This window comes from Paenibacillus lactis, from assembly GCF_017873605.1.
Lineage (GTDB): Bacteria > Bacillota > Bacilli > Paenibacillales > Paenibacillaceae > Paenibacillus_AQ > Paenibacillus_AQ lactis.
This window is the reverse complement of the sequence record NZ_JAGGKI010000016.1, coordinates 1-26,096: the sequence shown is the minus strand read 5'-3', so window position 1 is coordinate 26,096 and position 26,096 is coordinate 1. Positions and strand designations below refer to the sequence as shown.

29 protein-coding genes and 1 riboswitch are annotated in these 26,096 nt (G+C 50.4%); of the genes, 18 read left to right on the top strand and 11 right to left on the bottom strand.

Annotated elements, in window-relative coordinates; translation table 11 throughout:
• Positions 1-61: 61 nt before the first annotated feature.
• The 5 genes from J2Z18_RS23460 to J2Z18_RS23440 all read right to left on the bottom strand — a co-directional run bounded on the left by J2Z18_RS23460 (position 62) and on the right by J2Z18_RS23440 (position 5,598).
• A complete protein-coding gene (locus tag J2Z18_RS23460) occupies positions 62-1,189 on the bottom strand; it encodes a hypothetical protein (protein ID WP_007128433.1) in 1,128 nt (375 codons plus the stop codon).
• A 257-nt stretch (positions 1,190-1,446) separates the two neighbouring features.
• On the bottom strand, positions 1,447-1,998 hold the full coding sequence (locus tag J2Z18_RS23455; RefSeq protein ID WP_007128432.1) for a P-loop nucleotide/nucleoside kinase family protein: 552 nt from the start codon (positions 1,996-1,998) through the stop codon (positions 1,447-1,449).
• Between the two features lie 398 nt (positions 1,999-2,396).
• Positions 2,397-3,590 carry a CobW family GTP-binding protein gene (locus tag J2Z18_RS23450; protein WP_007128431.1) on the bottom strand — a complete coding sequence of 398 codons (1,194 nt, stop codon included), beginning with the start codon at positions 3,588-3,590 and terminating at the stop codon, positions 2,397-2,399.
• A 15-nt stretch (positions 3,591-3,605) separates the two neighbouring features.
• Positions 3,606-4,556, bottom strand: coding sequence for a TIGR03943 family putative permease subunit (locus J2Z18_RS23445; RefSeq protein ID WP_007128430.1), 951 nt, complete (start codon positions 4,554-4,556; stop codon positions 3,606-3,608).
• Between the two features lie 31 nt (positions 4,557-4,587).
• Entirely contained in the window at positions 4,588-5,598 is a 1,011-nt protein-coding gene (locus J2Z18_RS23440; protein WP_007128429.1) for a permease, read from the bottom strand.
• A 149-nt stretch (positions 5,599-5,747) separates the two neighbouring features.
• A riboswitch (ZMP/ZTP riboswitch) is annotated at positions 5,748-5,827 on the top strand.
• Positions 5,828-5,898: 71 nt separating this feature from the next.
• Between J2Z18_RS23440 and J2Z18_RS23435 the strand changes: the two genes are divergently transcribed.
• From J2Z18_RS23435 to J2Z18_RS23395, 9 genes are all read left to right on the top strand, one after another.
• Entirely contained in the window at positions 5,899-6,747 is an 849-nt protein-coding gene (locus J2Z18_RS23435) for a bifunctional 5,10-methylenetetrahydrofolate dehydrogenase/5,10-methenyltetrahydrofolate cyclohydrolase (protein ID WP_007128428.1), read from the top strand.
• A 272-nt stretch (positions 6,748-7,019) separates the two neighbouring features.
• Positions 7,020-7,820 (top strand): Cof-type HAD-IIB family hydrolase, encoded by an 801-nt coding sequence (locus tag J2Z18_RS23430; RefSeq protein WP_007128427.1) that lies wholly within the window; start codon positions 7,020-7,022, stop codon positions 7,818-7,820.
• Between the two features lie 302 nt (positions 7,821-8,122).
• Complete coding sequence (locus tag J2Z18_RS23425; RefSeq protein ID WP_007128426.1) at positions 8,123-8,557, top strand: MarR family winged helix-turn-helix transcriptional regulator; 435 nt, start codon at positions 8,123-8,125, stop codon at positions 8,555-8,557.
• 105 nt (positions 8,558-8,662) lie between these two features.
• Positions 8,663-9,700, top strand: coding sequence for an NADH:flavin oxidoreductase/NADH oxidase (locus J2Z18_RS23420; protein WP_007128425.1), 1,038 nt, complete (start codon positions 8,663-8,665; stop codon positions 9,698-9,700).
• 278 nt (positions 9,701-9,978) lie between these two features.
• Positions 9,979-10,335, top strand: coding sequence for a PadR family transcriptional regulator (locus J2Z18_RS23415; protein WP_007128424.1), 357 nt, complete (start codon positions 9,979-9,981; stop codon positions 10,333-10,335).
• Positions 10,332-11,354 (top strand): hypothetical protein, encoded by a 1,023-nt coding sequence (locus tag J2Z18_RS23410; protein ID WP_007128423.1) that lies wholly within the window; start codon positions 10,332-10,334, stop codon positions 11,352-11,354. The genes J2Z18_RS23415 and J2Z18_RS23410 overlap by 4 nt, the downstream gene beginning before the upstream one ends.
• 249 nt (positions 11,355-11,603) lie before the next feature.
• Positions 11,604-12,080 carry a hypothetical protein gene (locus J2Z18_RS23405; protein WP_007128422.1) on the top strand — a complete coding sequence of 159 codons (477 nt, stop codon included), beginning with the start codon at positions 11,604-11,606 and terminating at the stop codon, positions 12,078-12,080.
• Positions 12,081-12,454: 374 nt separating this feature from the next.
• Positions 12,455-13,231, top strand: a complete 777-nt coding sequence (locus J2Z18_RS23400) for a MerR family transcriptional regulator (protein WP_007128420.1) — start codon at positions 12,455-12,457, stop codon at positions 13,229-13,231.
• Complete coding sequence (locus tag J2Z18_RS23395) at positions 13,228-13,884, top strand: GAP family protein (protein WP_210095446.1); 657 nt, start codon at positions 13,228-13,230, stop codon at positions 13,882-13,884. Before J2Z18_RS23400 ends, J2Z18_RS23395 begins: the two co-directional genes overlap by 4 nt.
• Positions 13,885-14,004: 120 nt before the next feature.
• On the opposite strand, the gene J2Z18_RS23390 is transcribed toward J2Z18_RS23395, so the two are convergent.
• The 4 genes from J2Z18_RS23390 to J2Z18_RS23375 form a co-directional block, all read right to left on the bottom strand.
• Positions 14,005-15,060 (bottom strand): hypothetical protein, encoded by a 1,056-nt coding sequence (locus J2Z18_RS23390; RefSeq protein ID WP_208604278.1) that lies wholly within the window; start codon positions 15,058-15,060, stop codon positions 14,005-14,007.
• Complete coding sequence (locus J2Z18_RS23385; RefSeq protein ID WP_007128417.1) at positions 15,050-15,625, bottom strand: sigma-70 family RNA polymerase sigma factor; 576 nt, start codon at positions 15,623-15,625, stop codon at positions 15,050-15,052. The genes J2Z18_RS23390 and J2Z18_RS23385 overlap by 11 nt, the downstream gene beginning before the upstream one ends.
• Before the next feature lie 280 nt (positions 15,626-15,905).
• The gene (locus tag J2Z18_RS23380; RefSeq protein ID WP_007128416.1) at positions 15,906-16,946 is read right to left on the bottom strand and encodes a UCP032817 domain-containing protein; all 1,041 of its coding nucleotides are present in this window, start codon (positions 16,944-16,946) and stop codon (positions 15,906-15,908) included.
• A gap of 284 nt (positions 16,947-17,230) precedes the next feature.
• Positions 17,231-17,641: a VOC family protein gene (locus J2Z18_RS23375; protein WP_007128415.1), complete on the bottom strand. Its 411-nt coding sequence runs from the start codon at positions 17,639-17,641 to the stop codon at positions 17,231-17,233.
• Between the two features lie 310 nt (positions 17,642-17,951).
• Between J2Z18_RS23375 and J2Z18_RS23370 the strand changes: the two genes are divergently transcribed.
• The 3 genes from J2Z18_RS23370 to J2Z18_RS23360 all read left to right on the top strand — a co-directional run bounded on the left by J2Z18_RS23370 (position 17,952) and on the right by J2Z18_RS23360 (position 19,213).
• The gene (locus tag J2Z18_RS23370) at positions 17,952-18,158 is read left to right on the top strand and encodes a hypothetical protein (RefSeq protein ID WP_007128414.1); all 207 of its coding nucleotides are present in this window, start codon (positions 17,952-17,954) and stop codon (positions 18,156-18,158) included.
• Positions 18,159-18,185: 27 nt separating this feature from the next.
• A complete protein-coding gene (locus J2Z18_RS23365) occupies positions 18,186-18,461 on the top strand; it encodes a hypothetical protein (protein ID WP_007128413.1) in 276 nt (91 codons plus the stop codon).
• Positions 18,462-18,586: 125 nt separating this feature from the next.
• Complete coding sequence (locus J2Z18_RS23360) at positions 18,587-19,213, top strand: DedA family protein (protein WP_007128412.1); 627 nt, start codon at positions 18,587-18,589, stop codon at positions 19,211-19,213.
• A 31-nt stretch (positions 19,214-19,244) separates the two neighbouring features.
• On the opposite strand, the gene J2Z18_RS23355 is transcribed toward J2Z18_RS23360, so the two are convergent.
• On the bottom strand, positions 19,245-19,490 hold the full coding sequence (locus tag J2Z18_RS23355) for a hypothetical protein (protein WP_007128411.1): 246 nt from the start codon (positions 19,488-19,490) through the stop codon (positions 19,245-19,247).
• Between the two features lie 245 nt (positions 19,491-19,735).
• Here J2Z18_RS23355 and J2Z18_RS23350 point away from each other — a divergent pair, with 245 nt between their 5' ends.
• The 6 genes from J2Z18_RS23350 to mnhG are packed head-to-tail and all read left to right on the top strand — an operon-like array spanning position 19,736 to position 25,572.
• Positions 19,736-22,597: a Na+/H+ antiporter subunit A gene (locus J2Z18_RS23350; protein ID WP_007128410.1), complete on the top strand. Its 2,862-nt coding sequence runs from the start codon at positions 19,736-19,738 to the stop codon at positions 22,595-22,597.
• 2 nt (positions 22,598-22,599) lie between these two features.
• Entirely contained in the window at positions 22,600-22,938 is a 339-nt protein-coding gene (locus tag J2Z18_RS23345; RefSeq protein WP_007128409.1) for a Na(+)/H(+) antiporter subunit C, read from the top strand.
• Positions 22,931-24,412 carry a Na+/H+ antiporter subunit D gene (locus tag J2Z18_RS23340; protein WP_007128408.1) on the top strand — a complete coding sequence of 494 codons (1,482 nt, stop codon included), beginning with the start codon at positions 22,931-22,933 and terminating at the stop codon, positions 24,410-24,412. Before J2Z18_RS23345 ends, J2Z18_RS23340 begins: the two co-directional genes overlap by 8 nt.
• A gap of 5 nt (positions 24,413-24,417) precedes the next feature.
• Entirely contained in the window at positions 24,418-24,897 is a 480-nt protein-coding gene (locus J2Z18_RS23335; protein ID WP_007128407.1) for a Na+/H+ antiporter subunit E, read from the top strand.
• Positions 24,894-25,166 carry a Na(+)/H(+) antiporter subunit F1 gene (locus J2Z18_RS23330; RefSeq protein WP_007128406.1) on the top strand — a complete coding sequence of 91 codons (273 nt, stop codon included), beginning with the start codon at positions 24,894-24,896 and terminating at the stop codon, positions 25,164-25,166. Before J2Z18_RS23335 ends, J2Z18_RS23330 begins: the two co-directional genes overlap by 4 nt.
• Before the next feature lie 4 nt (positions 25,167-25,170).
• Positions 25,171-25,572 carry a monovalent cation/H(+) antiporter subunit G gene (mnhG, locus tag J2Z18_RS23325; protein ID WP_040738260.1) on the top strand — a complete coding sequence of 134 codons (402 nt, stop codon included), beginning with the start codon at positions 25,171-25,173 and terminating at the stop codon, positions 25,570-25,572.
• Between the two features lie 152 nt (positions 25,573-25,724).
• On the opposite strand, the gene J2Z18_RS23320 is transcribed toward mnhG, so the two are convergent.
• A partial coding sequence (locus J2Z18_RS23320) for an IS3 family transposase (RefSeq protein WP_210095445.1) occupies positions 25,725-26,096 on the bottom strand: 372 nt, incomplete at its 5' end.

Sequence of the window (26,096 nt, the reverse complement as noted above, 5' to 3'; positions counted from 1 at the left end):
CAGAAGTTTTTTAAGAATGGACGAAAAAAAGGGCAGTCCGTTGCTGCCCTAGAGATCGAGTTTAATAATCCGACCAAGAATCAAGTATACCATTATAGAAGTGCAAGTAAGTGTCGCCATAAATCCATTGATCCATAGTTAAATAGCTGCCCGTGTACGAACTATGATCATCGGGGGCCCCCCAGGATAGCAGCACCTGTTCCTGATTCATGCCTATAGCTATCTTTTGCTGAACGATCCGATTCCAGGTAGCAGAGTCCCACTTAGGGAATACGCTCTTGGGATTAACGGTGTAGAAACCTTGTTGTATTACCGTGCTGGGGTCATCATAAAAGGGAAGCTTAAAAGTAACATTAGCGCCGTTTGATCTCTTTGCAGTTACAATGAGCTTATTTCCCTTCATCTTCACAGATTTAAAGTAGACCTTTTCAATATTTAAAAGAGGATTGGATGAAGGTAATAGGTTTTTATTTGCCCAGTAATACTTGCCGGAATAAAAGCCGTTAACATTTTCATAATAAAAATAGGTACAGAATGTATCAGGTGTAGAACCACTTACCAGCTCTTCAACGACTACTCCATTATTCAGCAATATTTTAAAACTCGTTGTTTGTTTGCTGATTACTGCCATCTCAATGACCCGCCCAACCTTTTCTCCTTCATAGATGTATACCTTTTTCCCCATATAGGTCTTAAGATAGTCATCGGATACCCTTTTGATCTGGGACATTAATTTCTCTGATTTGGCTTTACCTTCTTTGTTGCTCCACAGAAAAATAGTATGAGATTCGTAAAACTCCTTACCGGACAGACCTGATATCTTATAAAAGTAGTCTAATTTTATATAAGTGGTCCCGTCTAATAAAACGGAATTACTTTCATTAATTTTGTATGTACCCTTATTTGACTTTACTGTGATTGGTTTAGAGTAGTCGATTGAAATGTTTTTAAGTTTGGATAATAATTTCACAGGAACATACGTACCCGGATTTTTTATTTTATCGATGGAATAGGCTTTTTCACGCGTTATAAGAATTTCGCCGTCTAAGAAAATGGCCTTTTCTTCTGATAAATAAGCATTGCCAGGTACAACGTTTGACGTTGCGTTTGATTCAGGTGATAAGAATATGGAAAAGAATGAGGTAAACAAAAAAATGATAAGCACTTTTGCTTTTAGTAGTTTTTTCATACGGCCTCCAAGATTATAGTCATTATGGTCTATGAGTAAAGTACCATAAATGGTTAACGGTTAGTAGGAAATAAAAGTAAAGTGAGTACCGCTTGTCCATTCTTTCCCGGTCTTTAGCCAGAATCGAGCGTACATCAACCAATACGTATATACCAAAGGATGATAGATCAATGGAATGCGTCATATTCGTTGGGACGAAGAACTGCCGAGGAACTGATTCAACGCGATTCGCTCGGAGTTTCACACGCGCATACAGCTTATAGCCGTTCAAGCTTTCCCTCGCTCCAAACCCGCTCCCAGATGGCATCTACCGTCTGTTCAATGGTCAAATCCGACGTATCGAGCCATAAACCGATTTTTGGCGTTTCCTCACGCAGCCGCCGGTCCAGCTCTTCGGCTTCCCAAATGCCGTATCCTTTCTTATTCCGCTGCGCTTCCCTCTGAAGGAGGACTTCGGGGTTAGGCGTCAAAACGACGATATATACCGGGACGCCCTTTAAGTGGTTGCCCATAGTCTGCAAGTGAGCCCCGATGATGATATCCTGAAGCACGACCTGGAACCCGGCAGCGACATAGGCGGCCGCGGCGGAAGCGGAAAGACGATACCGCAGCTCAAGCTGGGCTAACGCTTCCTCTGAGGCGACAGGTAGCAGTTCTTCCCTTCCTTTGACAATCATCCTTCGAAAGGTATCTCCCCGTAAATGAACGGCACGATCAAATTTTTCCGCCAATAGCTGGGCGATGGTGGATTTGCCGGAAGCCATGGCCCCTGTCACTATGATGACGCCAGGATTTTGTATATCAGACATTCGTAAAACCTCCTTATTGATGCATTGGATTCGCATTCGATAAATCAATTCTAATTTTTGGTCATTTTGGTCCGCCAAAGAAAAGGTTGTTTGTGCCCTCGCGTGTCGACTTGATGCATTTCTGTCTTCAACGATAGCATAGAAACCGCATCGGAGGAGGGGAGAGCATCGTTCAAAACATTTTTTACCGACGATTATTAATAGATAAAAGGGAGCTAAATCTTCACAACTAAACTAGTCGTTATTACGATAAACAAGTGCTTGAAATATGAATATGGATTGAGATTGTGAAGCAGGGTATATGGCGTTTCATGTTCCGGCATAACTGCATATTAAACACGGGTACTGGGGGAATCACCCAGTACCCGTGTTTTGTTCAAGTGACTCTAGAGCATGCTTTACCGGGTGATGCTCCGCATCCTTCTGTCCCATTCCTCGATGATGCGGGACTTGTCGAGCCCGCTTCCGATTAGCGTGAGATACCCCCGCTGCAGCGGCAGGGAGCTGGATTTGTGCTCCAGCCTGCCCGCCGCCCACTGCACCAGCATAGAGCCTGAATCCAGGCGGACATAGCCTTTGGCCCGAAGGAGACCCGTTACGCCCTGGAAGAAGGCCTCTAGCTCCTGTTTTCCGGCGGTTAACGAGTCCGGCGACAAAAACGAGTCCGGAAAGGACAAGGTTAACGAATCCAGGCCGGCGTACGAGGTCGGCTCGTTGGGATCCCGATGAGTATGGATAGGGTGTCTGATGCTGCCGTCTTCATGTTGATGCCAGTGTCTTCCTTGGAGCCGATCCTGTGGAGCCGATGGCTCCGGCGCTAATCCAGCCGCATTTTCCGCCAAGCCGGGCGGAACTGCATGCGTACTGTTTGGAGCCGCAGTAGTTCCAGGCTCAGCGGTTTCCATATGGACAGGGGAGAAGCTTGTTCCGGCGGCGCTGCCGGACGCCATCCCGCCTTGGTTTCGAGGGGGGAGCGAGATGACTCCGAAAACTTCGGCTTCGTTAATGTGGGCATAGTCTGTCAGACGTAGCTTGGCGGTGCCGTTGATGTTCCGAACCGCCGCCGTCACTTTTCTCAGCATCTTGGCATCGCAATCGCCTGCCTTGTTCAGCAGAATGGTATCGGCGAAAGCGATCTGCCCCCGGAGCGTACGCACCAGACTGCGATCCGACGCGAAGAAGCTGTTGTATTCGAGCATTTTGCCGGCATCGACGACGGCCACCTTGCGCGCTATAGATATGCGTTCAGCCAATGATGGTTCGGCCAAATCTTCAAGAATTAGCTGCGGGTTCGCTACGCCGGTTGTTTCGATCAGGATGAGATCGGGACGCCGCTTGAGCTGCACATCCATCGCCAGTTCGAGCTCGCCGCGCTTCGTGCAGCAGATGCAGCCATCGAGCAGCTTCTCCACCGGAACGTCGGGCATGTCACCGGAAATAACCGCTCCGTCTACGTCCATTTCGCCCATTTCATTCATGATAACGGCCGTGTTCCACCGCTGAGTCTTTGCGTAGGCGAGCAGTCTGAGGAGCAGGGTTGTTTTGCCGCTGCCAAGAAAGCCGCTGATGATGATGACAGGTGTCTTGTTCATCTTCTTCACCTCCGGTTAGGGTTGAGCTGCCGGATACAGCTCATCAAACGCAGCTACAGAGTCAGGATTGGTAAAAATATACGGCGAAGCCGGCTCTTCAATCGCCTCGATCGATTCGGCTTGAATCAGCAGGCGCTCCTCGCCTTCGATTTTCACGGTCTGGACCGTGCCTTCAATCGATACCCAGGTATCATTCTCGAAACGGGATGCTTGCTCTCCGCTCACGAGAATGCCGAACGGAACGGCATCGGCCGTGCAGCACATCAGCAAGAACCGGCTGACGGCAAACATGTTCTTATCCATGCTGTCATCCCTGAACACAAAGCCTTGGACCGAGATGGGCTTGCCGGCAAAGACAGGCTTATACATCTCGATCGCGCCGACGGTCTCGGAAAATATTTCGGGCCTTACCGTGACGGAGGGCATGGCGTACAGCCGCTTGGCCAGCTCCGCAAACTCCACGCTATACTTATCCCTCGGTGCGAACGGATCGACCGGGCTGCTTTCATTTCCGGTTGGGTTCGGTGCGCGGGCGCTGCCAGCGGCATCGGAATCTCCGGGTACATTCTCAGAACCGGTCCGCACATCCGGATTCGGATAGGTGTACACCATGCCCTTCTTGGCTGCCATGCTGCTCGCGAGAGGCTGATCGGGCACCAGCAATCCGAAGAGCAGGGGTAAGGCGAACAATCCGTAGACCGTTAAATTTCGGACAACGCCTCGGGGATGAGGGTGCTCGCAATCGCATACGTCGCCGGCGTCGCCCATTACGGCATGATATACCATGCCGAAGGCAATGAACAAAAGCGGTACCGGACAGAGCAGCAGAAGCGTCTGCATCTGCGGAGCCAGGTAGTATTCAAGGAGATTCGATTCATTTAAGTGCATGACATAAATAGCAAGAGCAGCCAGCAGCAGCGCACGAACAACATAATGAAACCGCGCACCTGCCGATGAATGGTTCATGGAAAGAGCTCACCTCCTTCTTGTTCACGGATTATCCGCCAAGCAGTATGTTCGCGATCAGGGAACCGACAAACACGAGCGTGACGATGACGACACTTAGCGCAATGACGAATCTCGTCTTAAATGCGGCGGATAGCATGAGCAGCGTTTTGAAATCGAGCATCGGGCCAAGCACGAGAAAGGACACGAGAGGGCCCACGGTAAAGGTATGCGTAAAAGCCGAAGCGACGAATGCATCCGACGTTGAGCAGAGCGAAAGGACAAACGCCAGACCCATCATGAACAGATAGGAGGACATCGGACCGCTCGCAAGAGAGAGCAGCTCCTCCCGCGGAATAAATGCTTGAATGCAGGCCGTGACAAACGCACCGAGCACTAAATATTTGCCCATATCCACCATTTCGTCACCAGCATGAACAAAAAGGCTGCGCCAAGTTTTGCTGTGTGCGTGGGATGGCCGGCTTCCGGCGGCTTCGACCTCGGCGGTGAAATCATGGAAGGAGCGCTTTAGCGGGTTATTCTTCACGAAAGCAAATACGAGCAAGCCGATCGTAACGGCAATCATGAAGGCCAGTCCCATTCGTCCGATCGTGATCTCGGGATGCGAACGGAATGCCATCATCGTTGCGGCAAGCACCACCGGATTCAGAATCGGGCCGCTGAGAAGAAAGGTGATCCCGACATAAGCCGGCATGCCTTTTAACATGAGCCGGCGCACAACAGGGATCATGCCGCACTCGCAGACGGGAAGGATCATCCCGAGCAGGGATGCGAACAGGACGCCGGGAACTGGATGCTTCGGCGTTAGGCGGCGAACCCATTCTTCCTTGACAAAGATTTGCAGCAGCGAAGAAATCAGCACCCCGAGCAGCACGAACGGCAGGGCCTCAAGGAAAATGCCGATGAATACAGTTTTAAGCTGCTGCACTTCGGTGCTGCCAAGCAGGGCGAGCCCGCTCCGGGGCATCGTCATGAGAGCCGGGAACAGAAAGAGCAGCGGCAGGAAGAACGGCAGCCATTTGAAAAAAGCCGGAATTTTCATGAAGGCCTCCTGACGAAAAAAATCATCTACGAGGACATTCTATGCTTGGACGAAAGACAACTTTCCAATTTAATCAAAAGAATTACGAATAACTCTTTCCACCGAAGCTATGGCGTATTCCCGCAAGCTCATGGTATAGTAGTAGTACGTAGACTATGCGTTACTGGCGTAGCTTGGGGTACCAAGAGGGAGCGCATAGTTTCATATGCCGTACGCCTGGGCAAGAGGTAAGGAGACGATCATGTCGCCTTGCCTCTTTATGTTTTTATTGACTAACAATGGCGAAGGAGCGGGTTGAACATGAGTACAGAAACGTTGATTTTGGATGGGAAAGCGGTATCGGATGATCTAAAGGTTAAGTTGGCCGTCAAGGTCGAGCAGCTTAAAGCCAAGGGAGTCACTCCTTGCTTGGCTACGATCCTCGTCGGGGATGATCCGGCTTCGGCAACCTATGTGCGAATGAAGGGGAATGCATGCCAGCGCCTGGGGATCGAATCCCGGAAAATCGAGCTGAAGGCGTCGACGACCACCGAGGAGCTCATCGCGGCCATTCGGCAGCTGAATGAGGACTCGGCAGTGCATGGCATTCTGCTCCAGCATCCGGTTCCGCATCATATTGATGAAAGAGCGGCATTCGATGCGATCGCGATCGAAAAGGATGTGGACGGCGTGACCACGCTCGGCTTCTCGCAAAATGCGTTCGGTTTCGCGGACTATCCGTCCTGCACCCCGGCAGCGATTATCGCGATCATGGATTATTACAAGCTTCCGATCGAAGGCAAGCATGCCGTGGTTATCGGCCGCAGCCCGATTCTCGGCAAGCCGGTCTCGATGATGCTGCTAAACCGCAACGCTACGGTGACGATCTGCCACTCCAAAACGAACAATCTAGGCGACATCGTCGCGCAAGGGGATATTGTCGTTGCTGCGGTCGGCAAGCCAAAGTTCATTCAAGGCGAGTGGATCAAGCCGGGGGCGGTAGTGCTTGACGCCGGCTACAACAAAGGCAATGTCGGAGATGTCGATTATGAGGCGTGTGCGGAGCGCGCGTCGGCCATCACGCCGGTTCCGGCAGGCGTCGGGCCGGTAACGATTGCCACGCTGCTGAAGCATACGGTTGAGGCGGCCGAAAGAACACTGAAGTCCTAATCGTGGATAATGCAATGCAAATGAACCGGGTCCTTTTGAAGGCTCGGTTTTCTTTTGAATAGGATGCCGAGAGAAGACTTCCCGTTCCGGCTATATGCGGAGAGCCCTTGTGCGGATTGTCTTTCACCAAGGTTGGGTCACCTAGGATAAGTTAAAAAGCATGATGGATTCGTGTTGTTGGAAGATCATGAGGTATAAATTGTTGCTTGCTCTGAAATGCTTTTCATCATTTACAATACACCCATCAGCTATGAAAAGAGGGGCGAGGGCTATTGAATAAAAAATTAATTTTCTTTGACATCGACGGAACGCTGCTCGATCACGACAAGCGGATCCCGGAGTCGACGCTGGAGTCCATTGAACAATTAAAAGACAACGGGCATGAAGTCGCGATTGCGACCGGTCGCGCTCCCTATCATTTCGATGAAATCCGCGAGCAGCTCGGCATCGATTCCTATGTGTCCTTGAACGGGCAATATGTCGTTCACCAGGGCAAGCCGATCTACGGGAACCCGATGCCTCCCGAGCAGCTGCAGCAGCTGACCGAGCTGGCGGTGCGGATGGACCATCCGATCATCTATGCAGGAAGCGATGCAATGAAAATGAACGTGACTCACCACGAGCACATCGATTCCAGCTGGGGCGAGCTGAAGCTGACGATCCCGGAATATGATCCGGAGTACTATCTTGGACGGGATATTTTCCAGGCCATTGTGTTTTGCACCGAGGAGGAAGAGGAGGCATATCGGTCCAGCTTTGGAGGAAGGCTTGATCTGGTCCGCTGGGGTCCGTACGGCACCGATGTGCTTCCGGTCGGCGGTTCCAAAGCCGAAGGCATCCGGCAGTTTATCCAAGCGCTGGGCATGGACGTAGCCGATACCATCGCCTTTGGCGATTATCTGAATGATCTGGAAATGCTGTCGTATGTCGGCCATGGCGTAGCCATGGGGAACGCGCCCGACGTCGTCAAGCGCGCAGCCCGACACGTTACCAAGGATGTAGGCGAGGACGGCATCCGGCACGGGCTTCAAATGCTGGGCCTGCTGGATCCAAAACCGCAGGTGATGGCATAAGCAAGCTTTTATAAGCGCGTGCCTCTCCCGACCGGCTCGCAGTATGATATTGCCTGCTGCATGCACGACGTGCTTAGACGGTGCTTGGCGTCGCATCATTTCTTATCGTTCCGATCAACACACGAAAGGCTCGTTCCTTAAATGATAAGGAGCGGGCCTTTTTGCGAGATATCATGCGATGCAACAGGAAAAGCCGTTTGACGGCTGAAATGTGAGCTTGATATGATAAGTTAACAACAGCTGCCTTTCGGGTGGGAGAGACCTGCCATCTGAGGGCCATTAACCTAGAGCAGGTGGGAACGATGTCAACCAATCACAAACAAGATCTCATTACAAGCTGGCTGTCCTTGACGCAAACACAGGCGATGATCACAAATGAACTGGAACAGACGCTTCAGCAGCAGCACGACTTGTCGCTGAACGAGTTTTACGTGCTGTTATTTTTGTTCGAGGCTCCTGAAAAAAAGCTGCGGCTGCAGCAATTGCAAGCGATGGTCGGCCTCAGTCAAAGCGCGATCTCGAGGCTGGTCAGCCGCTTTGAAGCCAAGGGCTGCGGTGCAATGCAGCGGGCGATCTGCGAGAATGACCGCAGGGGGATATATACGTCGCTCACCTCCATTGGTGAAGACAAACTTCAACGGGCAAGAGCTACCGTGCTGAATGTGCTGGAGCAGCAATTCTCTTCTCCGAAATTCCGCCAAGGCGTCCAGAATATGATGGAGATTATGAAGTCCTGATTGTATCGAAATATTGACGAATGCTCCTTCGTCTGTTATTTTAAATGCATGCGCATGCATTTAATTTAGAGGATTACATGACATCAGGAGAGTGAAGGAAACCATATGGAACATTTATTCAGCCCCTTTACGTTGAAAGCTTTGAAACTGAAAAACCGGATCGTGATGCCGCCGATGTGTCAATATTCCGTTACGAACAAGGACGGTATCGCAACGGATTGGCATTATCTGCATTATGTGAGCCGCGCGGTCGGCGGAACCGGGCTCGTCATTGTTGAGATGACGGACGTAGAGCCTGACGGACGAATCTCGGACTACGACCTTGGTTTATGGTCCGATGAACAAATTGCGCCGCTTGCGCGCATCGTTGACGGAATCCACCAGCATGGCGCGAAGGCTGCGATCCAAATTGCCCATGCCGGCCGGAAGGCGGAGGACGCGCAGACGCCTGTCGCGCCGTCGGCCATTCCTTTTGACAATAATTCCAAAACGCCGAGAGCCCTGACGACCGAAGAAGTACAAGAGATGGTGGAGAAGTTCCGGTTGGCCGTACGCCGTGCCGTGCAAGCCGGCTTTGATGCCATCGAGCTGCATGGAGCTCACGGATACTTAATTCACCAGTTCCATTCACCATTAACGAATACAAGAACCGATGCATATGGCCAGGATTTAACGAGATTCGGCGTCGAGGTGATTCAAGCGGCCAAGAGCGAAATGCCTGACGATATGCCGCTGATCATGCGTATCTCTGCAAGGGAATACGTGGATGGCGGCTACGGTATCGAGGAAAGCATTGCGTTCTCCAAGGCATATCATGCTGCAGGGGTGGATATGTTCCATATCAGCGCTGGCGGCGAAGGCCCAATCGCTGCAGAGGGAAGACCGGGTACCCATGCGGCATACCAGGTTCCGCTGGCTCGACAAATCAAAGAAGCCCTGGGCGTACCGGTGATTGCTGTCGGCCGGCTGGATGAGCCGACTCTGGCGAATGCAGTCATCGGCAATGAAGAGGCGGATCTTGTTGCCGTTGGCAGAGGGATGCTGCGCAACCCGTATTGGGCGTTGGAAGCGGCAGCCGTTCTCAAGAAGGATACATCCATTCCAAGACAATACCTCAACGGATTTCCTAAACAGGCGCAATAATCATGAAGAATGCATGGAACGGTTTGCCTGCGTTAACTAGCGGGAAGTAACACGAGATCTCGAAATAATATCAAAATGAGCAATGCTCCATTCCGATTCCATTCATTTATTGGATATGAAAGGTTATCGATGGGTCACGACGACCCTTCGATAACCTTTTTTTGTTTGTCGTCTGGGTGGAATGGCGTGTAATCGAAAAAAATATTTTAAGAATTCATTATTGTCATCTTTACAATATTGTGTGACGTACACTATAATTATTTCCAGGAGTTGATGACATGTCTGAAGATCAAGAGATATTGCATGGACTGGTACAGGAGCTTCGAAGAGGCACGATCATTATTGGCGTGCTCAGCCAGTTGTCAGAACCGCAGTATGGTTACTCCCTCGTTGCCATATTGCAGGAGAAGGGAATCGGCGTCGAGGCGGGCACGCTATACCCGCTGTTGCGAAGATTGGAGAAGCAAGGCCTGCTTGAAAGTCAGTGGGATACGAACGAGGCAAGACCTAGAAAGTACTACATCATTAGTAAGATGGGCAAGGAAATCTACAGCCAGCTGTACAGGGAATGGAAGGATATGATGACGAGCCTCGAGGGACTCGTCGACGCCAAGGAGGAGAAGAGAGACCCATGACGGATCTGATAAACAGGTATGTATATGCCGTAACCCAAAAGCTGCCCGTGCCGCAAAGGGCTGATATCGAAATGGAATTGCGGGGACTTATAGAGGACATGTTGGAGGACCGCGGGGCTCCAGGTGACGCAGCCAGCCGTGAGGATGTAGAACAGGTGCTGCTGAAGCTCGGCCCGCCAAACGAAATGGCGGCTCGATATAGGGTCAAGGAAAGGTATTTGATCGGTCCGGGATTGATCGACGGATATTGGTCAGTGCTGAAGATTGTCATATATTCTCTGGTGATCTTCCTCAGCATTTCGTATATTATTGAATATTTTTCGAGCACAGACAGCTCGGGGGAGACGCTGCTTGAATATTTTGTGACGATATTGAGTGTTAGCATTCAAGGGTTCGCATGGGTAACGGGGATTTTTGCCTTTATCGAATACCTTGGAGCACGAACCGACAAGGCGAAGGATTGGGAGCCGTCGCACCTGGAGCCCGTCCCCGATTCTGCTACGCGCATTAAGCCCATTGAGCCAATGATCGGTTTTTTGGCATCGATCCTGTTCTTTGTCGTGTTCACGTTCTCAATCGATTGGATCGGGGTGATCCGTTTTTCGGGCGAGCAATCCTTTAACATACCGGTGTTTGATAAAGAAGCGTTCGCGATCTATTTACCTTTCATCTGGGCCGTGACGGCGATCGGCATTTTGAAGGACACAATGAAACTCATCTTGCGAAAATGGACCTCTCAGCTGGTGGCTGTACATCTCATTTTCAATGTCGTATTTACGATTGCTGCCATCGTCATACTTTCGGATCCGGCCATCATGAACCCGACGTTTATGAACCAGCTCGTGGATGCCAACCTGCTGACCACGGGCGAAGAATCGTATAATACCGTAAATCGGATTTGGAATCAGTCCAGGGAAGGGCTCATTTACATCATCATAATCATCAACCTAATGGATACCGTTTCTGTTGGGATGAAATGGTTCCGTCACAAAGACGGGCCAAGAGTACTAAGCAAGTAAACAGGACATCCGAATACAAGAGAATCATAAGGAGATACCAGCCTAAGGAGTAGGCCGGTATCTTCTTTTTTTTGCGGGAACTGCCGATCCTCTCCGCCAAAATGATCGGGGTAAGCATAGAATGGAGCGTGGTGCACAGCATATTTTTGACGAAAATATGAATTAAATCTGTCAAAATTATGTACAATGGTGTTATAATAAGAGAAGAAGCACATGTAAACCCTTACAGACGGAACGGAGCTGATCAAAATGAAGTTTGCCATCCATTACTCCACAAGAATGAAGGACATTTTAATTTTTTCGCTGGTCATCAGCATTATTATGTTTCAAGTCGCAACCCTGACGGAGTACTCCTATCCTGTTTTATTCTATATGCAGATGGCAGTGAATGCGGTTATGCTGGTAGCCCTCGCGATTGAGGGATATGCGCGGTTGATCAAACGGGAAATCCGGATTCAAGAGAATTCCGATACCATTACCATTAACGGTGCTTTGGTGAAGGCTGAGCAGATCCGGGAGATCAAGGTTTCCGGATGTCACAAAGCAGCATTCCATCTGAGCCTGAAAGACAAGAATGTAACCCCGCTGTTCTGCAGCTTTAAATTCGAAGATAAGAACTGCGAAGGGATCCGCCAATTGACAAAATGGGCGGAGCGCAATGGTATCGCTGTCCGCAAGATCGGCCCGCAAACCCGGTCCGATATGGTCCTCTCGTCAAACTTGTAATGCGCATGATTATCAATAACTAATGTGAAAGCATCTGAACCATCATTGATGGGCAGGTGCTTTTTTTGTTGAGGACGGAAAATTCCTCTCAGTAAGCAAGTTTATTTTAATAAAAGCTTGAAACTGACGTTACGTCATTTATTATAATGGCCTTGCTGAGGATCCTCTGGATGCTAAATGATGTGAAAAGGAGACGATTGTTTGAAAAAAGGCGACATGATTATATACGGATGCGTCATTATAGGAGGGGGGATCGGTCTGATGGTCGATAAGCCTCTACCGGCTGTATGCGTTGGCCTTGGAGTGGGCTATCTCTTAAAGTATGCTTTGTATAAGGAATGATCAAAGAAATCAGGGCGTGGAGGAAATAATGCATGATCCATATTAACGAAGTGGCGAAGCAGACCCATATTACCGTCCGAACGCTGCGATATTATGATCAAATCGGCTTGCTCGAATGTTCTTCGAAAACAGAGGGAGGCCATCGTCTGTATTCGGATGAGGATCTTCAGAAGCTTCAGCAGATCCAATTTTATAAAAGCATGGGGTATCGACTGCAAGAAATTCAGGAGATGCTTACCGATCCGAATTGGAATTGGACAACCGGACTCGTGAATCAATTAACCTATATTCAGGAGGAGCAGGCGAGATTAAAGGAAATGGAGCTGTCCCTGCGCACGTTGTTAAACGGCATTGCGGTTGAGGCGGGGAATCAAGAGCAGGCGGTACAAAAACTGATCAAGCTATCCATGCAGGATAAGAAAAGACCCATGCACTTTAGGGAAAAGATGTTCAGTGATACCGAGCTAAAGCTATGGACCAAATTGCCGAATATGAATGGCGAGCATCCCGAATCCATGGAATGGATTGCGCTTATTGGCCTTATTATCAAATACCATGCAAGTGAAGTACCTTCCTCGCCTAATGTGCAAAATGTGATCAGGCGCATGCTGGAAAAACAAGCCGAAGAATTTCCGCTGGAAGATGAGTTTATCGATAAACTATGGGAGCTGAGGAAATCCCCCTCCGCATCGGAGCAGCTGGGGATGTATCCAATCGAGCCTGAGGTACTCGAATACTTGGAGCGAGCGTATGAGATTTACATCTCAAACACGGCCGAAGGAGACTTCAGACAGGGAGGGGAAGCATGAGTACCGAGTTAATCTTAATGATCGGCGGACTATCCTTATTGGATACCCTTAGTCCGGCTACACTCGGCGTAACAGTCTACTTGCTGCTTACCGAGAAGCGAAGATTAGGGTCAAGATTAGTGGTTTATCTTCTGACGGTCGCCGGATTCTATTTTGCCGTTAGCATCGCGCTCAAGCTCGGACTGGGCGTTGTGTTTGAAATATTCTCAGGCTTTTTCCAAAGCCGCGCAGTTAGTTGGCTTCTGTTTATCATCGGCGTCATTTTGTTTGTATGGAGCTTTTATGTTCCCAAGAGGAAACAACCCAGTTTAACGAATCCCCGGTCAAAAAGCATTGCCGCTATGGTGGCGCTTGGCGTTACGACATCGCTGATCGAGGTCGGCACGGCTTTTCCTTATTTCGCGGCGATCGGTTTAATGACGAATGCCGGGTTGGCGTTCTATCAATGGCTTCCTCTATTGATCGCATATAATGTGGTGATGGTGCTCCCGCCATTGATTCTGTACGCCTTGCATAAGCTTCTGGGCAGGTCAATGCAAAGACCGCTCAATTATATCCAGAAGCAGGTCTCCAATAATTCGAGTTCCGCACTATCCTGGATCATGTGTATCGTTGGATTGCTGCTGATACTAAATAGCCTGGATTACTTGTAATGAACCGATACTCTCGTTTGGCCATGGAACGACAAGAGCGCATTAACCCGCAGGGTTTTTGCGCTCTTGATTTGAATTATGAATGGACTGGGTCCATACGACTGGCGTCTTTAGTGCTTCTTATTTGTTCGAAGGTGCTTCAGCTTTGTATTCAATAACTTGCAGCACTTTGGGCTCAATCTCTTTTAACAGTTGTTCATATGAAAGATTGTTATTAGGAATTTCGCCATTATGTTCAGCTTCAAGTTGTACATCAACCTGAGTTTTCGAAATAACATCGATCACTTGCTGCTTTGAGACATTTTTAGCTGCAGCAATCTCCACTACAGATTTTCCTTTGGCTAATTCTTGTTTTAATTCGGACGGACTCATGTTTAGCAGAGAAAAGAGTTTTTCATCATTCAAATAGGCATCGGCAAAGTAATCAGGCAGACCATCTGTAGAGAAGAAACCTTCTACTTTACTATTCGAAGATGCAGTCTCACCTCCAATTACAGAAACGCTGATTGTATTATCCTGAACCATAACCTGATAGACCGGTCTCTCTGATCCCTTTTGGGCGTAATTCAACATCAACGTTTTTTGATCCGGGTTCTCCATTTGCTCCATAGTAAACTCATACGCTTCGATGCTGCCATATAATGTACTGATGAGATGATCAACCTTCGACTTGAGTTCAAGATCGGTTAAATCCGTAAGAGGCTTTTCCCTAGACTCCCAATTCTCTTGAATTATGTGTTCAATCTCACCGGTAGCACTGTTTGTATGAAGGGTAATTTTCTTGCCGCCCCCACCTTTTTCCTGGAGGATTATGCTGGTTTGGACACCTTGTACGGCGCTTGCCTCGATGATCTCGAACGATTTCGTTTCGGGAAATGCGCGATACAGCTTCTCGAGCGTAGCTTTGCCAACCTTATCTGTCTTGATTTGTTCAGCAGTCATCGGTGTTCTCGTCAGCATGTCAATCAGGGTAGGGGCAGCAAACGCTGCGGTGGGAATCAAAATCGCGGTGGCAACGATGCCGGCAATCATACGTTTTTTCATAGGTTTTTGGCTCCTTTTTCTCAGCAAATATTTTGAATAGGATTGTTCGATTCGTTTGGAAATTGCCGGGGGGCAATCCATTTTTTCTGCTTCATGATGCAGATGTTCACGGATTTTGTGTTCAATAGTCATAGATCTTTTCCATCCTCTCTGGGGGGAGATTCCCTATGTGTTTTCGAAGCGCCTGAAGGCCGGCATGATATCTGGACTTGACGGTACCGAGCGGAATATCGAGCAATGTCGCGATTTCCTCAAGCGTATAGTCGTGAAAAAAGCGGAGGATGATCACGGTTCGCTGTTTGTCGGTCAGCTTTTGAATGGCTTGTGATATCATCTGGTTCGTCCCATCCATCAACACGGCAGGCTGATCCCAATGAGACTCTTCCCGCGAGAAGGCACGAATGCGTTCAAAAATCCGGAATCTCCGCCAGCGTTTAACCCGGAATCTCTGCACCTGACGGATGACCAAGCCGTGCAGCCAGAAGCGGAATGGCCGGTTGGCATCGTAATTTGCAAGGGACGTCCACATTTGCATGTAGATTTCGTTCATGACATCTTCCCGGTCCTGCGGATGATCGACCAGAAACGAGACTGTACGGTACACGTCCTGATAGGTGGCATCATAGATCGAATGAAATGCCTGTTGATCACCATCTTTCATTTTTGTGAGTAACTGGTACATATCATCACTTTGCATTCAGAGGGCCCTCCTGAGTAAGCAGCTTACACCCTATATTGTCTCGCTTTGAAAAAAAGGTTCGGTCCGATATACAGATCATTACAAAACATTCGTCACGACCACGATCAGAGAAAAAACAAAAGCCGGATTCCTTAGAAGTAGGAAAATCCGGCCTTTAAAAAATTGAACAGTCTCCATTCCCATAAATCTTTTTAACATGGTTAGTAAATAACACGTATTACCAATCAACCCACGCAGACCCCACGACGTGGCATCTGTTCTGTTCACCGAAGCGTTATTAGCTGCTGCAGCCGCCTCCACCGCAGCTGCTGCAAGAGGAGCCGCCGCTGCAGGAAGATCCGCTGCTGCAGGATGCATCGCTGCCGCTGCCGCCTCCGTCACCTGCGTCATCATGTCCCCCTGAACCGCAGGCGGAGGCGTAGGTGCAGCTGCTGCCGGTTGCTCCGGCAGTCTTCTCCGTATACTTCTCTTCAGGTTCCATCCGATGCATGAAATCATCGGAATAATGCCAGGCAAAGAAGACTGCCGAGGCAAGGAGCACCTCATTATTTCCGTAATCCACCTTACGGCTTGCCGGCGGGGAGCCGTTCTCGGCTTCCGACAGCCGCTCCTTGAGTCCGCCGACAACCTGGTCGATGGCCTCGGCGGCTTCGGGCAGTCGCTCATACGTCCACGAATTGAAACGCTCATTTTCGATGAAAGAATGGGTGTGACGAAACTCCTCCAGCTCTTCGAGCGGCAGGGGAACACGGAAGAAGGGTCCCCACAAGACAGCGCTGTATTCATTCCACCCGAATAATTGCACGTATATAACATCGAACCATGCCCGCTCGTTCTTCATGGATACCTGCTCGCTGCCGGTATTGGGCGCATGATGCAGCATCCGTCCGAGGAAACGGTCCGAAAATTGTTGATACTCGTATGTATACATCAGCATCTCATGCCATACTTCGTCGACCGCTTTGCTGAACATCGGTACGCGGTCCATGACGGCACACATGATAAAAAATCGCTTGAGCTCAACCCACCGCCATTCATATTCCCGCTCCGTTAATTCGGGATATTCGGTCATCACTCGCTGCTTAACGGCATCCGGCAAGGCGGAGGGCAGGGAAGCTTCCAGACGCTTGGAAAGTGCGTAAGCGGGACTCCCGGGCTCGGCCACTTGTGGCGGTTCGGGTGCATTCTGGAAAGGATTTCTCCGGCGTACTGGGCTTATTGCCCGCTCTTTCCGCGACGATCGCCTCACAAGGTAAGATATGATGAAAACATCCGCAATGATAAACAAAATGAGAATGATCCAGCCCGTCGTATTCATCGCATATTCCTCCTGTTTCTGTTTGTTGGTCCGGAGGCAGAAAGGTTCTCTCCTTCCTTAATTATGGCAAATGAAGCACGATATTGGCAATTCAAAGTTTGCCGGCAGAGCAGCTTAAGCGTAAGAGCCGTGGTGAATACAGCATAAAAAAAGGAGGCGCTGCCTCAGGACATCGCGAAATTCTCCCGAAACAGCTCCTCCTCCCGGATGGAAATGCTGCTTTAACGCTCCCACAAATTATCCCGTCAAAGCACTGAGGCAAAGCCGATGCTTCGTACAAGGATCTATGTCGCGTCCGCCTTCGTCTCGGCGGTAATCATCCATTGTACGCCATACTTATCCCGAACCTCGCCTAAATAGATGCCGAACGGCTGGAGCTCAAACGGATAGTTCACCTTTCCCCCCTCGGCAAGCTTCTGAAAAGCTTCTTCGGCCTCGGTTATATTATCATAATCGATAGACAGATAGATATCGTTACCGGGGGACGAGGGCTCGATGGCATCCGCCATGAAAATGTAATTATCACCGGCAAGATTCAGACACATATGCATAACCTTGTCTTTCAGTTCGGATTGCGTGCCCATTGCCTCCTCATGCGTCATGATGGATATGATCTTCCCGCTGAGCGACTTTAAATAGAAATCCGCCTGTTCCCTAGCATTTACGGAAATAAGATATGGCTTCAGCGTACCCATTTGCTCTCCTCAATCCTTTCAACTTGATATCGCATCGATCAATGTTAATCTATCATACCTGACGGCATCGCATTTCTTCTCAATTGCTATTCGTGCTTACGGATCATGCCTGCAGGGCTTGTGATCCGAGCGTCGACGCTGAGCATCGTGCAGCAGCCAGATTCAAATGCAGATTTGACATGGTTGCTTATAGGCCCTATAACTGAAATGGAAAACAATTTTAAAGTGCATTGAATCTGGCGCGAGCGATATATTGGCACATTGAAGATTCATAAGATGCACTAATTACGTAATTAATAGGAGCATACATATGTTTACAGGATGGAAGCTATCCGTGCTCGGGATCGTTATCGTAGGCATCGCCGGGATTGCCGCTTCTTCAGCGGGACTCATTGAACCCATGCGGGCAGGCGCGTTATTTGCAGTGTTTGTGTTATTTATCGGGTGCCTTGAGCTCATGGAATGGATCAAGAGGCGAGGGAGGAGCAAGAACAACCGAAAACCTTCTTCCAAATGAGGAGCCCAGCCCAATAGGAGGGAGACCATGAATTGGATCGCAGTACAGCCTTATTACAAAATCAATCGCGTCGTGGACGGCATCGAACAAAGAACCGAAGAGCAAAGGCGGAAGATGTACCTGTACGAAGACAGAATCGTTACAAAGTATCGGGTTTTTCCGCTGGGTCAGGTGTTTGATCTCTCGTATCGTACGATTGGCGGGGAGGGGGGATTCTTGTATTTGCATACCCAGCAGGGCGTATATTCCTATACGGTGAAAGAGGATCCCCGGACATTCATCGAGGCTTTCAAACAACTTTAATCGTCCCGCACCCAACAATTCCTAGTCTCAGGTCTAGTTATGAACCTCGTCTTGAGCACGTTTTCCGAATGCCGAGCATTCAGTAAGCTGGTTATATACTTTTGGACGGATTAGGGGGCCGGCGCGTGGACACGCTGCTTAATTTTATTGAACAAATCGGGCATTACGCTTTATTTCTCGTCTTATGCCTTGGGGTTATCGGTCTGCCTGTGCCCAACGAGGTCGTTGCCATGACGGGCGGGGCGCTGGCCGCATCCGAAATATTAGCGCCGTTCCCTTCGTTTGTGATGTTATATCTCGGGGTATGCTCCGGAGCTACCGTAGGCTTTATGCTTAGCCGCTTTACGGCTAGCCGTCTGTTGGACCGTTTTGGGGACAAAAAGAGTATCCGGCAATTCCTTGACGTCTCCGAACGGCTGACCCGCCAATACGGCAATTATGCGATCTGCATCAGCGCGTTTCTGCCGATTCTTCGTAACGTGACTCCCTATGCGGTTGGCATGAAAGGGATGCCTTACCGGAAATTTGCGCTTTTTTCCTATTCGGCATCATTGTTATGGACCGTGGGCTATTTTTCCTTGGGCATGTACGTCGGCGATCAAGTGGTTGACCATATCGGTGCGCTCATTAACCGATACGGATATTATCTGGCAGGGGCAGTGGCCGTACTCGCATTGGCCCTCATCCTGATCTTGTCCAGAAGAAGAAGCAAACGCTTAAAGTGCGACAAGGAGGTTCAGATCCACGGTTAAGTCATGACGATCCAACGGTTCATAGGCTTCATTACGGAGTGTCGTCGGAAGAGGGTTCGGGCATGCCCCGGAGGATCTTAATATATTCACGCGGCGAGAAGCCGGATGATGTATTCCGGATATCTTCGGATTGATAGATTTCCAAGGTTCCTCCCGGCTGCTGCATCATCTGGGAGCTTCCCGGCCGGTATCGGGTGCGCGAGGCGGAATCCGCCAAATATGCCGCGGCGAGCAGCACGATGAAAACCAAGACGCATAGAATGGCTTTTTTTACCATGATACATCTCACTCCTTTCCCTACAGTGTTGTCCCCATTCCATGATTTTCATTCCCGAAGAAATCTTTGACAAAGCAGCGATCTGCATATATACTTTTCATCAGTGTGACGCGAGACAATACGATATGTTTTACCCGGAGGAGCCTGCCAACAGCGGGCTCTTTTTGTGTTTTTCTGGTCTTTGAACCGGATATTTGGGGAAATACTAAATGCAGGAAAAATTCAGACTATAGGAGGAGTAGATTTTGTCATTGCTGCACATCGCCGTTCTGGCACCTTTTATCGTCGCCCTTGGGGTTATGCTGCTGCGAAAGCCCTTGAGTCGAATCCATGCCGGCTGGGCGGTCCTGCCGGTGCCCGTCATCTTATTCGCGTACTTTCTGGGGCGAATACCGACCATTCAGGGAGGTGAACCGCAGCATGTACGGGCAGCGTGGATTCCATCGCTCGGTATCGACATAACGTTGTACCTGGATGGTCTCAGCTTAATATTTGCACTATTAATATCGGGGATCGGTTCCCTTGTGGTCTTGTATTCTATCTTTTATATGGATCGCACCAAAGAGGCCGTCCAGCGCTTCTATGTTTATCTGCTCTTGTTCATGGGAGCTATGCTCGGCGTCGTATTGTCTGACAATCTGCTAGTCTTGTACGGGTTCTGGGAATTGACGAGCATCTCGTCGTTTCTTCTGATCGCCTTCTGGCATCACCGGGATCGTTCAAGATATGGAGCGCTGAAATCCATGCTCATCACGGTGTTCGGCGGGCTGGCCATGCTGGCAGGCTTCATCGTGCTCTACGTGATGACCGGAACTTTCAGCATTCGGGAGATCGTCGCTTCTATTAGAACCATAACGGGAGAACCGCTGTTCCTTCCGGCCATGATCTTGATCCTGCTGGGTGCATTCACGAAATCCGCCCAGTTCCCGTTCCATATCTGGCTTCCGGATGCCATGGAGGCGCCGACCCCGGTCAGCGCCTATCTTCATTCGGCAACGATGGTCAAGGCGGGCATTTATTTGGTTGCCCGCTTCAGCCCGGTATTTGCAGGCCATTCATGGTGGTTCTGGATCATCACGATCACCGGCTTGACCACTTTGATGTACGCGTCACTGAGAGCCATCAAGCAGACGGATCTGAAGGCGCTGCTTGCCTTCTCGACCGTCAGCCAGCTTGGACTGATCATGAGCTTGCTCGGACTGGGCTCGGCTGCCGCCTACTTCGGCGCAGGGCCGGATTCCGTCATCTATGCCAAAGCGACAACGGCCGCGATCTTTCACTTGATGAACCATGCCATCTTTAAAGGTGCGCTGTTCATGGTGGTCGGCATTGTGGACCATGAGACGGGAACGCGCGACCTGCGCAAGCTTGGCGGCCTGCTGAATCTCATGCCGATTACGTTCACCGTCGCGTTGATTGGCGCATTTTCTATGGCGGGATTGCCGCCGTTTAACGGGTTTCTTAGTAAGGAGATGTTCTTTACAGCTGTCCTTCAAGCGTCACAGATGAACTTCTGGGATGCCGAAACCTGGGGAATTCTTATTCCGGTGGTCGCTTGGACAGCGAGCGTATTCACGTTCTTGTACAGCATGATATTGGTGTTCAAAACCTTCACCGGGAAGTATCAGCCTGAAAAGCTTGAGAAGAAGCCGCACGAAGCCCCGATCGGCATGCTCATTCCGCCGGTTGTACTGGCTTCGCTAGCGATTATCTTCGGGCTGTTCCCGAATCTGCTGTCCTACTCGTTGATCGAGCCGGCGATGACGGCAATCCATCCCGCATTGCTCGAACCCGGCGACACCTTCCACGTCAAGATCGAAATGTGGCATGGCTGGACGACGGAAATTTTCATGACGATCGGCATCATCGTCATCGGTTCCTTGCTCTATAAGCTGCATGGTTCCGTCGGCGTGCTGAACCAAGCCTTGACCAAGAATTTTACCTTGAATCGTCTATACGACCGGGGGCTGCGCGCGCTGGAGGGAGGAGGGAAATCGATAACGTCGACGTATATGACCGGATCGGTTCGTCATTATGTGATTTATATTTTCGCTTTCTTCATCCTGGCTCTGGGGGGAGGACTGCTGCTGATCGGAGATATCCATTTCGGCGGCAGCGGCTCGTACGCGCCGATCTCTTTCTATGAAGCCGTGGCCATCATCGCGCTGGTTATCCCTGTGCTGGTGCTGCCTTTCGTTCGAACGCGTCTGATGGCCATCATCCTGACGGGGGCGGCCGGTTATATGGTTACGTTGTTCTTCGTGCTGTTTCGCGCACCGGACCTGGCGCTTACGCAGATGATTGTCGAGACGGTATCGGTCATGCTGTTCCTGCTGTGTTTCTATCATTTGCCGAAGCTGAAGCGGGAGAAGGTTCCGATGGGATTGAAATGGAGGAATCTGCTGATATCAGCCGGCGTCGGGGTCGTCGTCACACTGATTGCGCTGGCGGCGAGCACTGGACGCTCGTTCGATTCCATCGCTGATTTCTTCATTAAGGAAAGCTATCCATCCGCAGGCGGCAAGAACATCGTCAACGTTATTCTTGTGGACTTCCGCGGATTCGATACGCTGCTCGAAATCATGGTGCTCGGCATCGCTTCGCTAGGCATCTATGCGTTGATCAGGGTAGATTTGGGTGAGCAATTACTTGGACAGCGTGATCCATACCAAGAGGTTTACCTGCCTAGCAGAAACGACGTCATCCTGCGCACGGTGTCGAAGGTCGTTATTTTCATCGTGGTCACTTTCTCCTGGTATCTCTTCAGTGCCGGGCACAACGAGCCGGGAGGCGGATTTATCGGCGGATTAATGACAGCGGCGGCGCTTGTCCTGCTGTCCATGGCGTTCGGCATGGACGTGACGCGCAATGTCATTCCGGTTCAATTCCGGAAGGTGACGGCCATGGGACTGCTCATCGCGCTTCTTACAGGCATCGGCTCGCTGGTGCTCGGTGTGCCGTTCCTGAGCCATGCCTTCGGGCACTTCGATCTGCCTTTGCTAGGAGATACCGAGCTAGCGACTGCCGTTCTGTTTGATCTCGGGGTCTATCTTGCGGTTGTAGGCGTCACCATGACCATCATCAATTCAATCGGGAGGGATCAATAACCGTGGAATTATACATGTCGCTGGCCATTGGCATTCTCTTTGCGGTCGGTGTGTATCAGATCTTGTCCAAAAGCCTCCTGCGCATCATACTCGGCACGAACCTGCTGACCCATGGAGTCCATCTGCTTCTGCTGACGATGTCGCGTTTGAAGACCGGCGCCGCTCCCTTGCTGGGCGAGGAGGCATCCTCTTATGTGGATCCCGTGCCGCAGGCGCTCATTCTGACATCCATCGTAATCAGCTTCGGGGTCACTTCATTCTTCTTCGTTCTAGCCTACAAGGCGTATCAGCGCCTCGGCACGGACAATATGGAAGAGCTAAGGGGGAAGGACGATGAATAATGTAATTGTCCTTCCGCTGCTGATCCCGCTGGTTACCGCCGTTCTTCTTATCTTCTGTGCGAAGAATATTAGGCTTCAGCGCTGGATGAGTGCAATCAGCGTTGCACTGAATGTTCTTGTTGCCCTGTTTATCGTATATCAGGTGGACAGTGAAGGCATCCAGACGCTTCATATGGGCGGATGGCTTCCGCCGCACGGCATCGTGTTCGTGGCGGATATGCTTGCGGCTTTGCTGGTGCTCATGACGCTTCTCGTAGCGGCAGCCTGTCTGTTCTACGCCTTTCGCAGCATCGGGGAGGAAAGGGAAAAGCATTATTTTTATACGTTTTTTCAGTTTTTGCTTGCCGGTGTTATCGGTTCGTTTCTGACCGGAGATCTGTTCAACTTGTTCGTCTGCTTCGAGGTGATGCTGATCTCTTCCTATGCACTGATCGTCCTCGGGGGCACCAAGCGACAGCTGCGGGAAACGCTCAAATACATGCTGATCAACATTATTTCATCCACACTATTCGTAGCTGCTGTTGCGTATTTGTACGGCACGGTCGGCACGTTGAACATGGCCCATCTCTCCCTGCGCGTAGCCGAGGTGCAGCAGGAGGGCATTCTGTCGGTGATCGGCATTCTGTTCCTGATCGTGTTCGCATTAAAAGCCGGATTGTTTCTGTTCTTCTGGCTGCCGGGCTCGTATAACGCCCCTCCCGCCGCGGTGACGGCGCTGTTCGGTGCCCTTCTGACGAAGGTTGGTCTATATGCCATTATTCGGACCTTCACCTTGATCTTCTATCACGAAACCGGCGGCATCCATATGATCATCGGATGGATGGCGGCTGCGACGATGATTCTTGGAGGACTCGGGGCTGTAGCGTACAAAGACATCGGCCGCGTCTTGAACTATAACATCGTGATCAGCGTCGGATTTATCGCATTTGGTATCGCCTCGGTCAGCGAAGCATCGCTGAACGGCACGGTATTCTACCTGCTGCACGACATGGCTGCCAAGGCGCTGCTGTTCATCCTGGGAGGCATGATCATTACGAGCGCCGGCACGGCCAAGCTGGGTGAGATGGGCGGTTTAATAAAGCGATATCCTTGGATTGGCTGGATGTTCTTCATCGCCTTGCTTGCGCTCGTCGGCATTCCGCCGCTCAGCGGATTTTTGGGGAAAGTGTTAATTCTCCAGGGCGGGTTGCAGGAAGGGCATTACTGGCTCAGCGGCATTGGGCTTCTATCCAGTCTGCTCGTGCTGTATTCACTCATCAAGGTGTTCATGGGCGCGTTCTGGGGCGATTCACCGGCCCGCCGGGAGCAGCAGCCGGTCAAAATTCCTCGCACGGCATACGGTGCGGCGATCGGCTTAACGCTGATCGTCATTCTGATGGGTGTCGGCTCCGAGTGGGTATACTCGTATACCTCGCAGGCAGGAGCGGTGCTGACGGATCCGTCCCTGTACATTAACGCCGTATTAAAGGAGTAGTGGTTATGGGACAACAAATCCTTTTGAATATCGTCATTGCGATGATTTGGATGTTTTTGAAAGACGAGCCGACCCCGCAGCAATTCATTGTCGGCTATATCATAGGCATGCTGATGATTTTCTTGCTGCGGAGATTCTGGCCGGATGGCTTTTATATGCGGAGGCTGTGGTCGATTTTGCTGCTGCTGCTCCTGTTCTTCAAAGAGCTGTTCAAGTCGAGCGTCACCGTGATTGGCCAGATTTTGCAGCCGAAGCTAAATGTGCGGCCCGGCATCTTCGCGTATAGGACCGAGCTGAAGACGGATTGGGAAATTACCGTGCTCTCATGCCTCATATGCTTGACGCCGGGAACCCTTACACTGGAAGTATCCCCGGACGGCCAGACCCTGTATATACACGCGATGGATATCGAAGATACCGACGAGCTGTCGGAACAGATCCGGGGAACATTCGAGCGCGCGATTAAGGAGGTGACCCGGACATGATTAACGGGATACTGATTGCTTCGCTCATCATATTGTCGCTGGCGATTCTCGCCTGTCTGTACCGGCTGATCAAGGGACCGTCCATGAATGACCGGATCATGTCGCTGGACACCATCGGCATTCTGCTGCTCTCGATCATCGCTGTGCTCTGCATGCTGTTCAGGACCTCGGTATATGTTGACATTATCCTGCTGATCGGGATATTAACGTTTATCGGAACGACAGCGCTGGCCAGATACATTGAGAGGGGTGATGTCATTGACCGCTGAAATGATGAGCCGGATCGGTGAGTTTCTGATTGCTATTATCGTGCTTCTCGGTGCGCTTCTAGGCGCTTTAAGCGCCTTTGGCCTCGTCCGGCTGCCGGACGTGTATATGCGTTCCCATGCCGCTACCAAGAGCGCTACGCTCGGTGTTCTGATGATTTTGGCCGGAGCCTTCCTGTATTTCGCTTTCTATCTGGACCATATCAGCGTTAAGCTTCTTCTTGGGATCGTGTTTGTGTTCATTACCGGCCCGGTGGCGGGTCATCTGAACGGACGGGCAGCCTATCGTTCAGGCGTGTCCCTGTGGGAGGGGAGCGTCCATGACGATCTGAAGCCTGTGCTCCGGCGCGAGCGGGAGCAGCTGCAAGCCGGGAAAGCCGAATCCGGTGAGAAGATCAAGGATGTGTAGCCTCTGCAAGATCTTGCCCGTCGAAGGAAAAGACGGAACGCTAAAATTGGAACGCCAGAAACGGAATGTTTTAAACGATATAAATAAGCATGTTCTGCAAGCCGCCGACCCTGAACTTAACCCTGTCAAGTAGACAGCCTAAAAAAGCAGCCTTAAGCAACCCTAGTTCGGTACTCAACCGGACTAAGGTTGTTTAGTTTTTGTTGAAAACGTTCATGGTTGTAAAAATGGATATATCGTTCAATTGCCTTTACGAGCTCTTCCTCGGTCGAGAAAGTGTCGAGTCGAAGACATTCTGACTTCAGGTGTCCAAAGAAGCTCTCGATACAAGCGTTATCCCAGCAGTTTCCCTTACGCGACATACTCACTTTAATTTTCTTACGCTTCAAAAAAGCATGGTACTCCTTGTGAGTATACTGGAAGCCCTGATCGCTGTGGAGCAGCAGGTTGGCTACTTTGCGTTTATGTACAGCTGCTTGTACGGTCTCCAGCACAAGCTTTAAATTGTTGTGGCGTCCGATCCG